We start from the raw sequence: 17,672 nt of genomic DNA on the forward strand, positions 1-17,672 counted from the left end.
CGGCGGCCCTTGGGAGTACGGCCACAGACCGCGCACCTGGCGCGGCCTGGCCTTTGGACGTGGTTCGGCCATTCGATGCAGGGAAGAGCACTCGTTCGAGGAAGAGCCGAACGGGGGCCTGCGGAACGCGAGGCGGCTCGGGCAACGAGCCCGGCCGGAGTCAGCCGAACCCGGTGATCTTGTAGGCGCGGGTGGCGTGGCAGGCAGCGAAGCTCATGACCCACAGGGTGCGGCTGTCGTCCACGACGACAAGGCGTGGGTCCGTGTTGTCCATGGGGCGATGCAGGGCCATGCGGACCGGGGCAGGGCACTGGCCGTCGATCTCGCTGAAGGGGCCTGGAAGTACGGAGCGGTGATCAGGCGGCCCGCGTAGGGCCCGGAGAGGTAGTAGCGGCTGGGGATGTACCGAAGGACGCCGTCCAGCTCGATCACCACGGTCCGGGGTTCGTGTGCTGGCTCGGCTCGGGGGGGCGCCCCCAGGACCATGTCTGGGCGGTGAGCGAAGGAGCCGCGGCCATGGCGGCCATCGCTTCAGCCGAGCTCGGCTTCATGAAGACCGGGGGGCTGAGCGCCCTGGCGCAGCTCCTCGTGGGCCTGCTACGGGAGTAGCCGCTCCGGTGAGGTCACGAGGGGTGCCGGGCGTGATGTGGGCTTGTGCCCTGGGGCGGTGCGCTGAGCGCGAGCTGGGTCACGCGGTTTCCTCCCCACTCGCGGCGCGGCGGGGGGCACGGCCGATCTCGCCCTGCACCTGCTCGATCTCGCGGTCGCCGTAGGCGGTGCGTACACCGGAGAAGGTGTAGCCGGAGGCGTTGCCGAGTTCGTTGAGGGAGTAGCGGCGCGGAGCGTGGAACTCGCGGGCGTAGGCGATGAGCAGGCGGGTGCGCCGGTCGGCCTCCTCCTTATCCTGCTTCGCCTGCTGCAGGGCCAGGATCAGGGGGTCGGTTTCCGTGCCGAGGGCCTTGGCCTCGAGGTCGGCGGCGTACTCCTCGCGCAGGCGGTCGGTGTCCTCGCGCATGTCGATGAGGACGTCGTCCGGGTAGGTGCGGTCCGGGGCGGGCATCGGGTGAAGGAACGCGGCGACTTCAGTAATCTGATGCATATTGCGATGGTCGCAAAATGTTGCGACCATCGCAATAGTTGGTGATTGGCTTCTTGCGCCGCGCCTACTGTGCGCCGATGGTTGCCGACCAGCCGCTGCGGCTGAGATGGCAGGCGCCGTCCGGGTCGATGCGCACCGCCGCGCCCGCCACGGGCAGATCGCCGTCGATGACGAGCCAGGTCCGGATGCGGTCAAGCTCGTCCCACAGCCGACGCGGGCCGCCCTGGTGGACGGTGGGGACCTGGCGGGCCCCGGAGGCCGTGGCCCGGGCCCAGGAGCCGTCCGGGTGCAGCATGTAGGCGGTGCGGGTGCCGTCCGAGGCCGTCTCCATACGGTGCTCGATGCCGGGGACGGTGAGCTCCAGGGTGGAGCGCACGTCCCAGGTGCGGCTGACCCTCATGAGCGGGTAGCGGCCGGTGGTGACGGACTCGCCGTCGGCCTTCCGCGCGGTCGCCCACAGATCGGCGTTGTCGGGAGCGAGGGGGTAGTCGTCACCGTGGCGGGTGCTCATGAACTCGGCGGGCTCGGGGGCGACCCTGCCGGTGGCGCCGCCATCGGCGGTCTTGTCCGCGACGATGAGCAGCCCCGTTCCTGACAGGGCGGTCACCATCCGGCCGCCGGGGGCGAGGGCAGTGAGCCAAGAGGCGGGGATGGCAGGCACCGAGACGGTGGAGACGATGCGGTCGTAGATGCCGGGCAGCGCGGCAGTCACATCGCAGACCTCCAGGCGCGGCCGGTGCCCGGCCGCGGCCAGGCGGTCCCGCGCCGCCTGGATCAGGTACGGGTCGACGTCCACGCTCGTGACCTGCTCGTCGCTCAGGCGCCGGCACGCCAGGGCGGTTCCGTAGCCGCTGCCGCAGGTCACCAGGAGGCGGGAGTCGTCGGTGAGAAAGGCGTGCTGGTACATCTTCACAACCAGCTTGGGCAGCGTGGCCGACGAGGTGGGCCACGCTTCCGGTACGACTGCTGCGGGCGTGGCGTGGTCGGCGTGGTGGGGGCCGACGCGGGTGATCACGCTGAGGCTGTGGTCGTAGGCGCTGCTCATCCACGCGGCAGGGTCGCCGGCGCCGTCGCACAGTTCGTAGACCCACGTGCCGTCCTGCTCGGCCGGCGTCCACCAGCGGGGCACGAACAGGTGCCGGGGCGTGGTGGCCAGGGCCCGGTGCCAGCGGGACTCTGGTCGTACGGTCGCATCTGCCATCCGAGCGGCATGGGTGTTCCAGCTCGCCAGCGTCCACTCCATGAACAGGACCCGCCTTTCAGACCAGCGCGGGTACGGCGGCCGCGGACGAGCCGGGCGCTGCGGGTGCGTAGCCCATCGGGTCGCAGGGGTCGTTCTTGCCGGGATCGCAGGAATCGGAGTTGGAGGGCTGGCAATCGGGGTGGCAGGCCGTCGGATTCGCACGCCGCGGGATGCTCGCGCTCGCCTCGGCCCATCGCGGGCCGGACATGACCTGGGCCAGGCCGGTGTGCTGGACGCTGCCCGCGGTCAGGAAGCGCCCGATCTCGCAGACTGCCACGTCGCCGTCCGGCAGGACCGTGGCCCTCTGGTCCCCGCAGCGCCCGCACAGCTCGGCGGTGGACGGCAGCGCGGTGCCCGCGGCGTTGCCGACGGCCCGCACCCTGCCGACGTGGACGTCGCGGACGCCGAGGGCCGCAAGCTCCGTCCGGGCCCGCTCGGCGCGCCCTGGGTCGCCGGCGTCGAGGACGGCGACCTTCAACCCGATGCCGCGCCTGACCGCCTCGACGATGTTGGCGCGCGTCGCCCGGTGCGAGCCCTGGCGGCCGGTGACCTCGTCGTGCTCGGCCGCGACGCTGCTGTGGTACGTCGTCGCGAGCCGCACACGGGGGTGCTCCAGCAGCCGCCAGTGCTCTTCACTGATCCGGAAGAGGTTGCTGTAGACCCGCACCCGCAGGCCGGAATCCACCGCGTGCCGGGCGATCGGGACGAAGCCGGGGTGGAGCGTCGGCTCGCCGCCGATTAGCTGGACCTCCTCGGCGCCGAGAGCGACGGCCTGGTCGATGGTCCGCAACCAGTCGTCATCGCTCATCGTGCCGTGGCCCCGCGTCGGCCCTGAGGCGGCGTAGCAGAGCGATGGGCAGGTGAGCTGGCAGCGGCCGGTGATCTCCAGCGATAGGAACCGCAGCCTGGCAGGGGCCTTGCGGGCGGTCGTCATGACGCGATCGTAGGGTGCGGGCCACCAACCCGTCTGGCGATGCGGCTACTTCGGCCGGTAGAAGCCCTCTCCCACCGTCCACCAGGGCCCCCCGGCTGTGGGGGACCTGCTGAAGGCCATCCGCGACCGCCTCAACACCGTCGGGGTGGTAGGCGCCCTGGCGCGTGGGACGGTCCCCCGGCCTCAGGCGCTGCGGGGTTTGCGGCCGGTCGTCTTCTTCGCTGGGGTCTGCTGGGTGGCCGTCTTCTTGGCCGTGGTCTTCTTCGTGGCGGTGCACGGGGGGCCGCCCCGGACGCTCGAGGCCTTCCGGGGCGGTGTGGATCCTATTGTCGATGAGCGGGAGCAGAATCGGTTCTGCAACACGGCCGCCGCACGACCACCCGGGGGCCGGTGCACGGGTGCGGCGGGTCGCCGGCCGTGGCGGCGGTTCCGGCCGGTCTTCAGGCCGCGGCCGGAGGAGACGGGGATTGGGCGGTACGGCGGTATTCGGCGTTGATGCGTTGGGCTTCTACGAGTTGGTCTTCGAGGATGACGATCCGGCAGGCGGCCTCGATGGGGGTGCCCTGGTCGACGAGTTCGCGGGCGCGGGCGGCGATGCGGAGCTGGTAGCGGGAGTAGCGGCGGTGACCGCCCGCGGAACGCAGGGGGGTGATCAGGCGGTGTTCGCCGATCGCGCGCAGGAAGCCTTGGGTAGTGCCGAGCATGTCGGCGGCCCGGCCCATGGTGTAGGCGGGGTAGTCGTCGTCATCGAGACGGCCGAACGTATCGTCTGCGGTCATCGCACCTCTCTGTGGAACACGTGGAGGGGCCCTGGTGCCTATGGCATCAGGGCCCCGAAGGAACTGCTACACCATCTGCCGGCCCTGGTACTGCGCCGGCCTTCTGTATCCGCATGCCCACCCGGGGGAGGGAGGGGAATGCGGGGATCGCGGATGCGTGACCGGAGACCACCTCACTATCGATGTCCTGCGGTACCCGGACTCGCGTGGCGTCCGGGCGATCCTGATGGCGCCTTGGTTCCTCCGTTCTTTCCCTCTGGATCACTCACTTACCAAACGGGAACTGCGTACTGCTGATACTGCGAACTGCGTGTACTGCCGGGTGTTGCGTACTGCTGGTGACCTGTCAGAGCGCCACTCTTCGGCAGCCAGCCGCGTCGCCCATCCTGCGTCTGCTCTGGCTTAGAACCCCACTGCCGAACCTCCCGGTGCGCGCGTCCGCAGCCGACGCCTTCACCGAGGTGCTGCTCACTACTTCACTGCTGGGTACTTCGAACTGCACTTACTACGGGTACTGCCACTGCGGAACTGCTTGCGGCGGCCCCTGATCACTGCGGGCCACCTGGTCCGGTCACCAGTCCCGTCGCCGTCCTGCAACAACCCTGGCTTCGAAACTCCGTCACCGCACCGTCCTGCGCACTGCAACTACGGGTACTGCGTGTACTACTGCCCGGCAGTTCGTCTCTGCCAGGCCCTGCGGTCCTTCTCGGTTACGAGAGAAACCATAACCACCCGCCCACGTAATGTCTACTCCAGCCGACACAGATTTCCGCGTGTTCGGGAGAAAGACAGTCGCCCTCGAACGGAGCAAGGACACAGACGGCGGCACCACGGCACGCGACCCCGCCGGCCCTGCATCAGCGCACTCCCCGGCCCGATGACACCAAACCGACCCCGGCGCGAAGCCCCCTGAAAGGGACCGGCGGTCAGGCCCACGAGACCGAGCAGGCCGGACCGGTTCAGGCGCTGCGGGGTTTGCGGCCGGCGCTCTTCTTCACCGGAGCCTGCTTGGCTGCCGCCTTCTTCGCCGCTGCTGTCTTCTTGATGGTCTTCTTTGCGGCGGGCAGGTCGTGGACGGTGGCATCGGCCCCGCCGCTGCGGGAGGCTTTGGCTTCGCTGACGGACTTCTCCAGCATCGCCATCAGGTCCACGACCTCCGCCGAGACCGGGGCGGGGGTCTCGACCGGCTCGGGCCGGGTGCCGGCAGTCTTGGCCTCGATCAGCTTCTCCAGCGCCTCGCGGTACTCGTCGTGCATCTGGCCGAGATCCCTGCCGGAGAGGGTGTCCGCGAGCGCGACCGCCGCCTCGACTTCCTCATCGGAGACCTCCACGTCCGGCACCTCGACCTGCCGGGAGTCCCTGATCTCGTCCGGCCACCGCATCCCGTGCAACACGATCACATCGTCCAGGACCCGCAGCAGGCCCAGCCGCTCCCGGTCGCGCATCGCGAACTTGGCCACCGCCACCTTCGAGGACCGCTCCAGGGCTTGGCGCAGCAGTTCGTACGGTTTGGCGGCGACGCCCTCGGCGGCCAGGTAGTAGGAGGCGCCGATGCGGATCGGGTCGATGCTCTCGGTGGGCACGAAAGCGACGATCTCGATGGCCTTCGCCGTCGGCAGCGGTAGCGCGTCCAGGTCCTCGTCGGTGACGGGGATCAGGGTGCCGGTGGCTGTCTCGTATCCGCGGGTGATCTCCTCCTGGGTCAGCTCCTTTCCGTCGGCCTCGCACACCTTGCGGTAGCGGATCCGGCCCCCGTCAGCGGTGTGGAACTGGTGCAGCGAGATCGCATGCGACTCGGTCGCCGGATAGACCTTGATCGGAATCGTGACCAGGCCGAAACTGATCGCACCTGTCCAAATAGGTCGCATTCGTGCTTCTCCTCACAAAGGCTCTCAATCCAGCCTCGCACCATCACCGGCCCCTCCACCGCCCCAGGAGGGCCGGCCGGGCGTAGCCCGATGCCCGGCCACCGGCCCCAGCTGCCGGCCGCCCGCGCACGGCTGTGACGGTGAAGGCCGTGGGGCGTTGATCCGGCAGCGGACGGGGTGTCGGTAGATCCCGCCGTGGTCGACGGCGGTGTCGGCGCTGATCTCGGCGACCAGCTCGGGGCGGACCAGGGTCACGTCCAAAGCCTCGCGGCTGCCCCACGCCGAGGCGAACCGCATGCCCGTCCACGGGTGGTCGGGGTCTGCCGCGGTCAGATTCTCGCCGACCAGGTGGGCCGCTTCCGGGCGCAGGGGTACCGTGCGGCCGACCGAGTGCAGCCGGTCGTGGGTGTCGTGGCGGCCCAGGAGGAGAAGCTGCGGTCGAAGCAGGGTGCCGGTGATCGCCTCGACGGTGTCCCGCCGCCTCAGCTTGTACCAACCTCTGTATCCCGGCTGGTAGGGCTGGTTCATGGCTTTGACCACGATGCCTTCGAGACCGGAGACATAGGTCCAGGACTCCAACCACTTCTGCGCCTTGATCAGGTCCGTGGTCATCGGGCACAGGGTCCACGGCGTCTTGAGTCGGTGGGCGGCGAACAGGGCTTCCAGGCGCAGGCGGCGCTGTCGATACGGGTGGCGCAGCAACTCGACACCGTTCTCCTGGAGGACGTCGAAGGCGATGAAGAACGCGGGCAGGGACGCGGCGAGCTCGCGCGCGGCGCGGCCGCGGGCGGCGGTGCGCGTTGCAGCCCCTCGAACGACAGCCCGCCGGTCGCGGTATCCCAGACGACCAGTTCACCATCGAGGACCAGGCCGCCCGGGAGCCGTTCGGCAGCGGCGACCAGGTCGGGGAAGCGGTCCTGGATCAATGTCCCGCGCCGGGTCTGCACCAGCAGCCGCTCGCCGGCGCCGGTCGGAGTGAACAGGAGCGCCCGGTAGCCGTCGAACTTCTGTTATGCCCTGTTGGACAGTCCGTGTCTGCGGCCCTCGCGGCTAAGCGTCCGTGGCGCCCCGTGCCGCCGCCGGATCGAGGGAGTCAATGTCCTCCATGAAGCTCAGCATCCGGGCGTTGACCAGGTCGGGGTGGTCGATCTGCGGGCCGTGGCCGGTGGCTGCGACGATCTCGGCGCGGGCGCCGGGGATCAGGCGCGGTACGCGTTCCAGCTGCCGCTTGGGGTGCACGAGCAGGCTGCGCTTGCCCATGATCAGGTAGAACGGCGTCCGGATGGAGCCCAGTTCCGCGTCCGACAGTGGCAGCGGCGCGGGGCGGCGGATCTTGAAGGCCTTCACGCCAGCCTGGATCCACGTACGCAGCTCGGGAACGATGATCACCGGCTGCTCCAGCCACTTGGCGAGGCGGGGGCGCCACGCCTTGGGTGCGTAGGTGGCGAAGAGGCTGGCGAAGATCCATACGAAGAAGCGTAGGCCGACCTTCTCCAGACCGCCCGGGTCGAGGGCGGTGACCGAGGCGAGCCGCCCGGGCCGAAGGTGAGCCTGGTTGATGACCAGCCAGCCGCCGTACGAGGAACCGACCAGGTGGATCTTGTCGAGGCCCAGCGCATCGAGGGCCTCGTCCATCCACTGCGCCGCGCGCTCGGGCTGCCACATCGGTTCGCGTTGGACGCTCCGGCCGGGGTCGCCGGGAGTGTCGAGAGCGTAAACGGGGCGCTCGGCGCTGAGGGCAAGGGTGTTGGGATACCACTGGGCGGAGCAGCCTCCCGAACCGTGTATCAGGACCACGGGTGTGCGTGAGTCGGCTGCCGGGTCGGCGGGGCCGTACCGGTAGACGTGGGTGGTGCCGAAGCTCGTCTCGACGTCCGTCTCGGAGCGAGCGGGCGCTCCCTTCGCGTAGAGGACGTCGCAGGTGGCGAAGTACCGGTCGCGCAGTTCGTCGCTCACGTAGTGGCCGATGTCGCGGCGCACTCGGGTCGTGTTCTTGGGCACGGGGCACCTCCAGGAAGATCGGTTCTTCGTGATACGAACGTACCATACTGTTGATACGGCGGTACCATGAAGATGTTCGGACCGAGCCGGACTGTGAGCCCCTGAAGCACCCACCCCACCCCCACGGCCGGAGACAGCACTGATGCCAAAGCGCGTGGACCACGAGGAACGGCGCACACAGATCGCCGAAGCGCTCATCCAAGTCGCGGGGCGGCGAGGGCTGCACGCCGTCGGCATGCGCGACGTGGCCGCGGAGGCCGGTGTATCCCTCCGGCTCGTGCAGTACTACTTCGAGACCAAAGAGAAGCTGCTCTTCTATGGACTCCAGCACCTGACCGACCGCTTCACTGCCCGCGTGGGCGCCCGACTGGCCGCCGCCGGCCCGGACCCGGGCCCGCGCGTGACGATCGAGGCGCTGTTGCTGGCATCCCTGCCGACCGACCAGGAGAGCCGGACCTTCCACCTCCTGTACAGCTCCTACTCGATCCTGTCCGTGACCGACGCAGCACTCGCCGCCCAGCCCTTCATCGACAACCCCGACGCGGCCGAGAACGCCCTCACCGGCCTGATCGAAGGAGCCCAGGCGGCAGGCCTGGCCGATCCCGGCGCCGACGCACGCACGGAGGCCATCAGCCTGCTCGCCATGACCGCGACCATGGGCACCAGCATCCTCGTCGCCCAACGAACACAAGAGTCAGCCATCGCCGTACTCCGCCACCACCTCGACCGCATCTTCACCGCCGGCGGCCACACCGCCGCAGACGCCGGACAACGGACAGACGCCAATACCTGTCCATAACTTCTGCTCAAACGCCAGCTCGCCCAGCACACCAGGGCCCGGCACCAACTCCACAGCCTGCGCCAACATCGGCTCCACCGGCGGCCGCACCGTCACCCCGGACCCTCCTTCCCACGCGCACGGTCCCCACAACGCGAAGCGGCCCGGTGGAGAGCACCGGGATGGCCTCACGCGGGGCGGTGCTGTGCCTGCCTCAGACGTTCTTTGCACGCCGTACGCAAGGGGTTCCCACCGACCCCGAACCTATGGGTGGTGGTCTGACATCGCCGGCACGGGCCGGCCTGATCCCGCGACCAGGTGACGGGCACAGGGCGCGGGGTGGGGGTACCCATGGGCAGGTCCTCTCGACGGCGGCACTGTAGTGAACCGTTTCGCCACCCCCGCATTCCCGACCCCGATGTGACTGAGCGCCGTACTTGGCCAGACCGGCCAAGTACGGCGTTCAGTCAGGTGGGTGAGCGGCGAGCCAGGCCGTCGAGTGCGGTCGATGGCGTCACTGCCCGGACGTTCTGAGGGCCAGGTCGGCCGACTCGAAGCAGTGCTCCGTCGGCTTCAGCACTTCGTAGAGGTAGCCGAAGTACTCCGTTTCCGCAGTTCTTGTGAGCACCGCCAGCAGGAAGGCGAGGCACCCCATGTCGTGGTGCTCCCACACTGGGCCGCGCCCCTCGTTGCAGAGCACCGTCCACTCGTCGGGATGCTGACCGGGCCGTGCCAGCCAGTACAGGAACGCCCCCGTGCCCTCCTCGAACGCCCACGGCAGGACCCGCGCCCCTGTTAGACGACTCTCAGCGTGGTGATGAAGCGGGGTAACGGCGACATTCCCCTTGGACACGGGATGTAGTTGTCTCCGGTGCCGGGCTGTCCCTTCGTGTGCGAGGACACGGTGAACACGAGCGAGTCGTGGAGCCGTCGTTCGCTCAGAAGGCCTCGACCTGAGGCCGTACCGACGGCAGCTCCCACAGTTCCAAGGCTCCGCTGATCAGGTCGGCGAGGAACTGGACCGCGCCTCCGGTGTAGTGCCACCAGCCGTCGTTGCGTGAGGCCACGGTGACGGTCCAGTCGTCGGGACCAGGCCCTGTGGTATTCCAAAGGAAGTAGTCGCCCTGGTTCGAGGTGGCCCAGGGCAGCAGGCCTCCAGGGGCAGGAAAGGGGTGCAGAGGAATGGACATCTCTGCATCCGCACACCACTCAGCGAGGATCTCAAGATCTTCGGAGTCCTCTGACCAGGCCGTTTCCTGCCCGGGGTTCGGGAAGCCGACGCAAAGGAAGTCCCCGAAAGCCAAGGACGGGTAGCTGTCGGCAAGCAGCTTGAAGTCGGAAGGCAGCTCCGTGGTCAGGCAGTCCTCGACCGTTGCCCAGTCGATGCCGGCTGGAGCCGTACGTCGAAGGAGGGCGAGGCCGGGGACGGCCTGCTCCAGAGCCGCGACCGCCGAGGCCGGATCAGTCAGTCGCTGACGAGGCACTTGAGTGCCGATGAGAGCGTCCACCGGGACAGCGTGCCAGAGCACGGATCACGAGCCTTCACTGACCTCCTACGTTCGACCAACGACGCCTTGAGCAACATGATCCTTTGACGTTTGGGCAGGCTGGCGGTACTTCGTCGTGCTCGGAGCGGGAGCACATCATGGTCTGCGGAGGCTGTCGGGTGCTGATCGTCGACAACGACGTCCTGCTGGTGGAACGGCAGCCGCGGCAAGGTCGGCTGAGCTGCCCGTCATGCGGGGCGGCCCTGGCGCCGTGGTGGCATGGCCGCCCCCGGGAGATCCGGGGTGATCTTGGGGCCCGGTTGTTTCTTCGGCCGCGTCGTACTCGTTGCCCGGGCTGCAAGGTCACGCACATGTTGCTGGCGGAGGCGTTTTGGCCGCGGCGAGCGGATGCGGCCGAGGTGTAGCGACACACCCACAGCAGGCCAAGCGCCCTCCGGGCACCCCGCCCAACACCAGCCGGCGCAGCACCCTCCTACCCCTCCACACATATAAGTCCGGCTACTCACCAGCCGCAAAACATGCTCTGACCATGCAAAATACAGGACCCTCGGAAATACGGCTTCCCCCTAGGCTTCCCCCTAGGCGTACCCCCCAGGTTCCCCCGAGGGGGCCTCCCCCTGAGTGGTGGACACGCTGATACTGGATCTGCTTGATCCGGAGGAAGCGAGAAGACCGCCGATGGCGATGAAGGACTACTCGGACGAGTTCAAGGCGATGCCGTAGCCCTGTACGAGTCCACACCCGGGGCGATGTACAAGAGCATCGCCGCCGATCTGGGCGTCAACCGGGCCACCCTGCGGGACTGGGTGCCGCGGGACCGCGAACGCCGCGGCGCCACCGCCACGGCTGCAAAGCCGACCGTCCAGCCGGGGGCGGCGGTGCTGTCCGACGCTCCGGACGAGCGGATCCGGCAGCTGGAAGCGAGGGTGGCAGAGCTCGAGGCGAGCGAGCGGAAGCTGGCGACCGAGCGGGACATACTCCGCAAGGCGGCCAAGTATTTCGCCGGGGAGACGAACTGGTGATGAGCCGCTTCAGTTCGTTGACGACCACCGGAACACCTACAAGGTGAAGCGGCTCTGCGAGGTCCTGGGCCTGAACCGGTCCAGCTACTACAAGTGGGTCGCCGGCCGACAGGCGAGGGCGGCCCGGCAGCGCAAGGACCGCCTTTTGGCCGAGCGGATCCGTGAGGTCCACGGCGAGTCCAACAGCGCCTACGGCTCCCCACGGGTGACCGCCGAGCTCCGGGAGAAGGGCCTGCGGGTCAACGAGAAACGCGTCGCCCGCGTGATGCGGATGTTCTCCATCACCGGTATCCGCCTGCGCAGACGCGTCCGCACCACGATCCCGGACCCGGCAGCCGCACAGGTCCCGGACCTGTTCCAGCGGGACTTCAACGCCACCGAACCCGGCCTGAAATACATGGGCGACATCACCTATCTCCCCCTGGCAGACGGGGAGTTCCTCTATCTCGCGACTGTGCTGGACTGCTTCAGCCGCAAGGTCGTGGGCTGGTCCATTGCCGGCCACATGCGCACCGACCTGGTCGCCGACGCACTGCGGATGGCCGCCCTCACCCGGGGCAGCCTCGACGGGGCGATATTCCACTCCGACCACGGGGCCCAGTACGTCTCCCGGGCCTTCGCCGACCTCTGCACCGAACTCGGGGCCACCCGCTCGATGGGCGCGGTCGGCACCAGCGCCGACAACGCGGCCTGCGAAAGCTTCCACGCGTCCCTCAAACGCGAGACCCTCCAGGGCGCCCACGACTACGGCGACGCCGACACCTGCTGCAGAACCGTCTTCGCATGGCTCACCCGCTACAACACCCGCCGCCGGTCCGCCAACGGCCACCTCAGCCCCAACGAATACGAACGCCGACACCACACCGCTAAACTCACGCTCGCCGCGTGACCATTGACCGCGTGTCCACCTTCACGGGGGAAGGCCCCTTCCACCTCGCGGGCGGGTAGGTACCGGGGGTGAGTGAGACTCCGTACGGCTTCGACGCGGCCCGGCTCCGCGCCGCACGGGTAGCCGGCCCACGGCGGGTGGATCCGGTGGGAGGACTGGGCCGCCCCGCTCTTCGACGTCACCGGCGAGCAGCTCCTGGCCGCCGAGCAACACACCCGCGAGCAGTACGAAACAGAGGGGACAAGTGCTGGCTGCGGTGGCACGAGACGGACGTTCACGACTTCGGGTTCCGGCTCAGGTTCTGACAGAATTGAGCCAGAACCGGAACTCGTGAACAGAACCAGGCAGAGGTGCGGCGAACGGCGACGAGGCCGCCGCGACCACTTCCAAACCCCGAGTCACTCGCCGCTGATCTCTCGTGTCGTCGACAATTCTCGGCGCAGCGTGATCGGCGGTGGGTCAGACCACGTGCCCGTTCTCGACGTGCTGCGCCGGGCGGTCTCGCGTGCACACGGGTGCACGAGCACGCGTGCACGCGGTGCTGTCCCGTCCTGATGTCGGCCGACACACCCGGTGTCAGAGGGCGCTGAGAGGATGCGCTGCATGACTTCCGCCACCGCAGCCGATTACAGCTGGATACGTTCCCCGGCCTCGCCGTTCGCCTACGGACTGGAGGTCGGGTACACCCTGACGCTGGTGCGTGGGATCTCGCCTTCGGAGTTGTTCCGGATCGTTGGGGCCGAGCCGCGCGATGAGGAGTGCGAGGGGCTCGGCGATCTCATCTTCGAGCAGCAGGAGTTTCTCGACGAGTTCGAGGAGTGGCCCGATGCCTTCCTTACGGGAGCGTTCACTGTGCCGGGCAAGGGCGGCGAGTGGACGCTCGCCCTGGAGTTCGGAGGCGATCTGGGCACGCGCCCGCGCCTCATGGAGGCATTGTCCGCCGGGACGCGTGCTGTCTCGCATTCGAGCAACGGGGGGAAGCCCATGGACTTCTTCCACTGGTATGAGGACGGCGAGCTGCGGACCACCTTCGAATGGCCGGCGGACCGGTCTGGCAGTACCCCCGATGAACTGAACGCCATGATGGGGGCGGTCGGCCTCAACTCCTCAGGAGACACGGATCCGAGCGTCGACACGAAGGCGGCCGTCATGGCGCTTGCGGAGCGCCTCACCGGCGTTCGGGTGACCGCGCAGCTGCTGGCGGAGTCCGAGTACCAGCTGGGGGTAGTCCCGGAGGAACCCGTCGAGGAGTGGGAGAGCATCACCATCGACATCACGGACGCGCACGGCGAGCGGACGTATGCACAACTGCGACGAGATCAGCTCTGACACACGAAGTGCCGCCAACCACTGACATTTTCATGTCGCCCAACAGTCGGGGCTCGCTCGTTTTCTGTCGACGTGTGCGAACACCCTGCGGAACACCAGCCAGGGCCTCATGTCGGACGACAGACGGATGTCAGTGGCTGACGACAGGAGGTGTCAGTGGTCGGCGATTGACGCCGCCGGTGTCGATGCCGCGGACGCTGTACTGAACGTCGTCGGCCAAGACGGTGTCGCCGTCGGTGGTGGCGGTGAGGAGTCCGGCGGTCTCTCTGTCCGCTGCGGCACGGGCGGCCGATCATAGGATCGGCAAATGATCAGACGACCACCGCCGCCTCCCCCCTCCGTCTCCTTCGACGTGCCCGACGGACACGGCGTCATCGAAGTGACAGGCGACGACGGTGGCAGCCTGCTCCTGCTGGCCGGCGATCCGGCGTTTCTGGAAGCCAACGACGGTTGCGGCAGCATGGGCTGGCTGGCAGCCCGTGCGGACACGGGCGGCCCCGGGCTCTCCGAGGTCAAGTACCTCACCGAGTGGCTCAGCGCCCCCGGCCTCGTGCCCGATCCTCGCACCGGCCAGGCCGAGCCACCGGATCCGGAATGCCTGCGCCCGCTGCTGTCGCTGCTCGCCTCCGGGCGGTACGTGATATCGGCCGCGGTCGCTCCGCACCACCTGCGGGTGGTCCACCCGCGCGCACTCCAGCTCCACGGCTGGTACGCCGACGAGGAGCTCGCGCTGGTGACCACCGACACGTGGCCGCCCCACGACCACAGGGCGGTGCGCCGCTACCGCGACCGCATCCGCGCCGGGGGCGACCTGCCGGCGCTGGTCATGCTGTTCCCTACCGCCGAAAGCCGGGTGGGTTACCTCCTGGACGGGCACCACAAGCTCGCCCCGTACGAGCAGGCGGGGGTCCCTCCGATGATCATCAGGCTGACCCCCCAAGTACCCCGCCCCTTCCGGCGCGACGACCTCAACCGGGCCTGGGCGGCATTCTCCGACAGGGCGCCCCGGGATCAGGACGCCGCGCTGGCCAGGGTCTTCTCTTACATGCGGGCGGAATCCGTCTGAGTCGGCAGCGCCCCTGTCCTCACATTGTCCGAGCTACTGATACTTCCAATGCCGCCCACCACTGACGTTCTCGGGTCTCCCGACAGCGTCGGGAAGGCGATGGATTCGTCGAAGGGGATCCGGGCCTGGAGGCAGTAATGCAGCTGCCCGAGCATCCGGTTGAACAGGTGCCGCAGGGCCTGCGTGTGCCAGTCGCCAGCTGTCCGTCGGCGCCGGTAGTGGGCGTCGGGCGGCCGGCGAGATGCGATTCCGCCTCGGATCGCGTCTGGGAGCCCCGGCGGACTCCTACGACCGGGCGCCGTCCTGAACGACAGGCGCCCGATGCTGTGCGTAAGGACCGTCTGCTGTCTCAGCCCGCGGCTGTGTCCGGTTCCGCCCCGAACCGGGGTACATCCCGCGCCGTGAGGTCCAGGCGCAGGCGTTTGAAGCGGACGGGGTGTCGGTAGACGCCGTGGTCGACGGATGTGTCGGCGCTGATCTCGGCGACCAGCTCGGGGCGGACCAGGGTCACGTCCAATGCCTCGCGGCTGCCCCACGTCGAGGTGAACCGCATGCCCGTCCATGGGTGCCCGGGGTCGGCGGCGGTGATGCTCGCACGGACCAGGCGGGCCGCCTCCGGGCGCGCAGGGGTACCGTGCGGCCGACCGAGCGCAGGCGGTCGTGTGTGTCGTGGCGGCCCAAGAGGAGGAGCTGTGGTCGAAGCAGGGTTCCGGTGATCGCGCCGATGATTGCTTCGGTGGTGTCCCGCCGCCTCAGTTTGTACCAGCCTCTGTATCCCGGCCGGTAGGGCTGGCTCATGGCCTTGACGACGATGCCTTCGAGGCCGGGGACGTCAGTCCAGGACTCCAGCCACTTCTGGCTGTGATCAAGTCAGTGGTCATCGGGCACAACGCCCACGGCGTCTTGAGCCGGTGGGCGGCGAACAGGGCTTCCAACCGGAGGCGGCGCTGTCGATACGGGTGGCGCAGCAACTCGACACCGTCCTCATGCAGGACATCGAAAGCGATGAAGAACGCGGGCAGCGACGCCGCGAGCTCACGCTCGGCGCGGCCACGGGTGGCGGTGCGGCGTTGCAGCCCCTCGAACGACAGCCGGCCCGCCGCGGTGTCCCAGACGACCAGTTCACCATCGAGGACCAGCCCGTCGGGGAGCCGTTCGGCAGCGGCCACCAGATCAGGGAATCGGTCCTGGATCAGCGTCCCCCGCCGGGTCTGCACCAGCAGCCGGTCGTCGCCCGACCCCGTCGGGGTGAACAGCAGCGCCCGGTAGCCGTCGAACTTCTGCTCAAACGCCAGCTCGCCCGGCACGCCCGGACCCGGCACCGACTCCACAGCCTGCGCCAGCATCGGCTCCACCGGCGGCCGCAACGTCACCCCGAGGTCCTCCTCACACGCGCGGGATCCCCACGACCAGCATCAGCCCTACGAGGCGGCCTGCTAAAGAGCACCCGGGATGCCTCACGCGGGGCGGTGCTGCGCCTGCCTCAGGCGCTCTCTGCACGCCGTACACAGCGGGTTCCCACCCACCCCGTATCTATGGGTGGTCGTCTGACATCGTCAGCACGGACCTGCCTGATCACGCGACCAGGTGACGGGAACAGGGCGCGGGGTGGGGGTGCTCATGAGCAGGTCCTCTCGTCGGGGCGGCACTGTAGTGAACCGTTTCTCCGTCCCGGCATTCCTGACACGCGAGGCCGTGGCATGCGAGGCGCCTCGCGCCGATATTCGAACACCTGTTTTACTAAGTGGATGGAGTCCCTCCCCTTTCCCGACGACCTGATCCACCTCCAGCAGCAGTGGACCCGCACGTACAACCTGCTCGCGGTCCGGCCGGAGCGGGGTGGGGCCGAGCTGCGGCGGGAGCTGATCGGGCTGTCCTGTCGGATCAGCTCGCATCCGTTCTGGCGGGCCGGCGGATACAGCGCGGTCCGGCGGGGGGAACTGCGGCGGGCCGCCGAGACCGCTGTGGGAGGGGAGCCGGAACTGGCAGTGCGCTACGCCGACGGCGCCTTCACCGTCTCCCATCCGGGGGCGCGGCTGTGATGAGCGGGACCCGGGAACGTCTGGAGCGGTGGCGGGCCGTCCAAGCCTGGCTGACCTGGCAGCAACACCAGGTCGCACGCACCATCGCCGCACTCGAAGCCGACCTCGCCGAGGAGCAGAGCCGGCTACCGCTGCCGCCTCCCCCGGACTGGAAAGCAGAAGCCATCCGTACCGCCGGAGGCCCTCAGGCGCTACGAGTTCACCTCGGCGCCTGCGGGATGGGGAAGGGAAAGCCAATCGACCGCGACCAAGCCCGCCGCATGCTCGCCGACGGCGTGGAACCCTGTCCGTACTGCGGCCCGGACACCGCTTTGGGCATGCCCGGCTGACACGCCTCGCCAACCAGGCCGGCGGCCGGCGGTGGGTGTGTCCAGTAGACGGCTGATCCAGTTTTTTGTAGGGGTCAGTTGGCGGCCGGGGTGAGTCGGCCTTCGAAGGCGATCTGGAAGGCGTTCAGGGGTGCCTTCCAGCGCAAGCGGGCGACACGTCGTCCCCTGCCAGCCCAGCTCAGAACACCACAGCGCGGTGAACGCCGCTGTCGTCAGCCGATGCAGAATCCGTGACGCCCATCAGTCAGTTCGTAGAGCTCCGCCAGCAGTTGGCGATCCTGTCGTAGTACCAGTTCTGGTCGCGGTCGCCGCTGTTGTAGATGCGTGCGAAGACGTGCATGACGCCGGTGTTCTCTGAAAGCTCGTCGGGCCGATCGTTGATGGCGAGGTAGAGCGTCTTGCTGGTGTCCACGTTGGGGCCGCAGTCGAACACCAGGCCCTTGTTGATGCGGAACACCCCGCCGTCTGGTCCCCACTTCCCGATCAGGCTGCCGACGTAGGCATCGTCGCCGGAGTGGGGGTACTCAGTGCGGCCCTTGGCCACCAGATGCGGGTAAAAGGCTCCTTCCTTGCCCGGGATGTTCCCGTCGGGGCCTACGGCGTCCCAGTCGGGACTGTGCTTCCATTCACCGTCGGCGCGAACGCTGACGCCCTTGCTGCTATCGGCCACCTTCCGGATGTCCGTCGCTTGCCAGCCGCGATCCGCTCGGACATCGTACTGCCACGTTTGGCTCATGTGACGGACCCTAGCCAGCGCCGGCCGCCGCTGATCACCACCTGCCGCC

At 68.7% G+C, this 17,672-nt stretch carries 18 protein-coding genes and 2 pseudogenes; 7 read left to right on the forward strand and 13 right to left on the reverse strand.

What is annotated here, in order from left to right; genetic code table 11:
* Positions 1-688 precede the first annotated feature (688 nt).
* The 7 genes from ABZ934_RS29825 to ABZ934_RS29855 form a co-directional block, all read right to left on the reverse strand.
* Positions 689-1,099, reverse strand: a complete 411-nt coding sequence (locus tag ABZ934_RS29825) for a hypothetical protein (RefSeq protein WP_361319052.1) — start codon at positions 1,097-1,099, stop codon at positions 689-691.
* 64 nt (positions 1,100-1,163) lie between these two features.
* Positions 1,164-2,300, reverse strand: coding sequence for a methyltransferase domain-containing protein (locus ABZ934_RS29830; protein WP_361319054.1), 1,137 nt, complete (start codon positions 2,298-2,300; stop codon positions 1,164-1,166).
* A 58-nt stretch (positions 2,301-2,358) separates the two neighbouring features.
* A complete protein-coding gene (locus tag ABZ934_RS29835) occupies positions 2,359-3,276 on the reverse strand; it encodes a radical SAM protein (protein WP_361319056.1) in 918 nt (305 codons plus the stop codon).
* Between the two features lie 440 nt (positions 3,277-3,716).
* On the reverse strand, positions 3,717-4,055 hold the full coding sequence (locus ABZ934_RS29840; protein ID WP_361319058.1) for a MerR family transcriptional regulator: 339 nt from the start codon (positions 4,053-4,055) through the stop codon (positions 3,717-3,719).
* A 959-nt stretch (positions 4,056-5,014) separates the two neighbouring features.
* Positions 5,015-5,923 carry a Ku protein gene (locus tag ABZ934_RS29845; RefSeq protein ID WP_361319060.1) on the reverse strand — a complete coding sequence of 303 codons (909 nt, stop codon included), beginning with the start codon at positions 5,921-5,923 and terminating at the stop codon, positions 5,015-5,017.
* A 24-nt stretch (positions 5,924-5,947) separates the two neighbouring features.
* Positions 5,948-6,766 (reverse strand): ATP-dependent DNA ligase, encoded by an 819-nt coding sequence (locus ABZ934_RS29850; protein ID WP_361319122.1) that lies wholly within the window; start codon positions 6,764-6,766, stop codon positions 5,948-5,950.
* Between the two features lie 207 nt (positions 6,767-6,973).
* A complete protein-coding gene (locus ABZ934_RS29855) occupies positions 6,974-7,924 on the reverse strand; it encodes an alpha/beta hydrolase (protein ID WP_361319062.1) in 951 nt (316 codons plus the stop codon).
* A 142-nt stretch (positions 7,925-8,066) separates the two neighbouring features.
* Between ABZ934_RS29855 and ABZ934_RS29860 the strand changes: the two genes are divergently transcribed.
* On the forward strand, positions 8,067-8,723 hold the full coding sequence (locus ABZ934_RS29860; RefSeq protein ID WP_361319064.1) for a TetR family transcriptional regulator: 657 nt from the start codon (positions 8,067-8,069) through the stop codon (positions 8,721-8,723).
* Between the two features lie 493 nt (positions 8,724-9,216).
* On the opposite strand, the gene ABZ934_RS29865 is transcribed toward ABZ934_RS29860, so the two are convergent.
* Together ABZ934_RS29865 and ABZ934_RS29870 are read right to left on the reverse strand one after the other, a co-directional pair.
* Positions 9,217-9,555, reverse strand: coding sequence for a hypothetical protein (locus ABZ934_RS29865; protein ID WP_361319066.1), 339 nt, complete (start codon positions 9,553-9,555; stop codon positions 9,217-9,219).
* Between the two features lie 85 nt (positions 9,556-9,640).
* Entirely contained in the window at positions 9,641-10,210 is a 570-nt protein-coding gene (locus ABZ934_RS29870) for an SMI1/KNR4 family protein (RefSeq protein ID WP_361319068.1), read from the reverse strand.
* Positions 10,211-10,347: 137 nt separating this feature from the next.
* Between ABZ934_RS29870 and ABZ934_RS29875 the strand changes: the two genes are divergently transcribed.
* From ABZ934_RS29875 to ABZ934_RS29890, 4 genes and pseudogenes are all read left to right on the forward strand, one after another.
* Positions 10,348-10,614, forward strand: coding sequence for a DUF6431 domain-containing protein (locus ABZ934_RS29875; protein WP_361319124.1), 267 nt, complete (start codon positions 10,348-10,350; stop codon positions 10,612-10,614).
* A 274-nt stretch (positions 10,615-10,888) separates the two neighbouring features.
* Positions 10,889-12,121, forward strand: a pseudogene (locus tag ABZ934_RS29880) (IS3 family transposase).
* Positions 12,122-12,724: 603 nt separating this feature from the next.
* Positions 12,725-13,450: a DUF6461 domain-containing protein gene (locus ABZ934_RS29885; RefSeq protein WP_361319070.1), complete on the forward strand. Its 726-nt coding sequence runs from the start codon at positions 12,725-12,727 to the stop codon at positions 13,448-13,450.
* A 307-nt stretch (positions 13,451-13,757) separates the two neighbouring features.
* Positions 13,758-14,516, forward strand: coding sequence for a hypothetical protein (locus ABZ934_RS29890; protein WP_361319072.1), 759 nt, complete (start codon positions 13,758-13,760; stop codon positions 14,514-14,516).
* On the opposite strand, the pseudogene ABZ934_RS29895 reads toward ABZ934_RS29890, so the two are convergent.
* The 3 genes and pseudogenes from ABZ934_RS29895 to ABZ934_RS29905 all read right to left on the reverse strand — a co-directional run.
* A pseudogene (locus ABZ934_RS29895) lies at positions 14,492-14,743 on the reverse strand (hypothetical protein); the annotation flags it as partial. The gene ABZ934_RS29890 and the pseudogene ABZ934_RS29895 sit on opposite strands and share 25 nt — an antisense overlap.
* A 122-nt stretch (positions 14,744-14,865) precedes the next feature.
* Positions 14,866-15,069 (reverse strand): hypothetical protein, encoded by a 204-nt coding sequence (locus tag ABZ934_RS29900; RefSeq protein WP_361319128.1) that lies wholly within the window; start codon positions 15,067-15,069, stop codon positions 14,866-14,868.
* Between the two features lie 241 nt (positions 15,070-15,310).
* Positions 15,311-15,889: a hypothetical protein gene (locus tag ABZ934_RS29905; protein ID WP_361319074.1), complete on the reverse strand. Its 579-nt coding sequence runs from the start codon at positions 15,887-15,889 to the stop codon at positions 15,311-15,313.
* Between the two features lie 375 nt (positions 15,890-16,264).
* Between ABZ934_RS29905 and ABZ934_RS29910 the strand changes: the two genes are divergently transcribed.
* Both ABZ934_RS29910 and ABZ934_RS29915 read left to right on the forward strand, forming a co-directional pair.
* The gene (locus tag ABZ934_RS29910) at positions 16,265-16,558 is read left to right on the forward strand and encodes a hypothetical protein (protein ID WP_361319076.1); all 294 of its coding nucleotides are present in this window, start codon (positions 16,265-16,267) and stop codon (positions 16,556-16,558) included.
* The gene (locus tag ABZ934_RS29915) at positions 16,558-16,887 is read left to right on the forward strand and encodes a DUF6233 domain-containing protein (RefSeq protein WP_361319078.1); all 330 of its coding nucleotides are present in this window, start codon (positions 16,558-16,560) and stop codon (positions 16,885-16,887) included. The genes ABZ934_RS29910 and ABZ934_RS29915 overlap by 1 nt, the downstream gene beginning before the upstream one ends.
* A gap of 244 nt (positions 16,888-17,131) precedes the next feature.
* Here ABZ934_RS29915 and ABZ934_RS29920 read toward each other — a convergent pair whose 3' ends face one another.
* Positions 17,132-17,623 carry a hypothetical protein gene (locus ABZ934_RS29920; RefSeq protein ID WP_361319080.1) on the reverse strand — a complete coding sequence of 164 codons (492 nt, stop codon included), beginning with the start codon at positions 17,621-17,623 and terminating at the stop codon, positions 17,132-17,134.
* Between the last annotated feature and the right edge of the window lie 49 nt (positions 17,624-17,672).

The organism is Streptomyces sp. NPDC046557, from assembly GCF_040645975.1.
Taxonomy (GTDB): Bacteria; Actinomycetota; Actinomycetes; order Streptomycetales; family Streptomycetaceae; genus Streptomyces.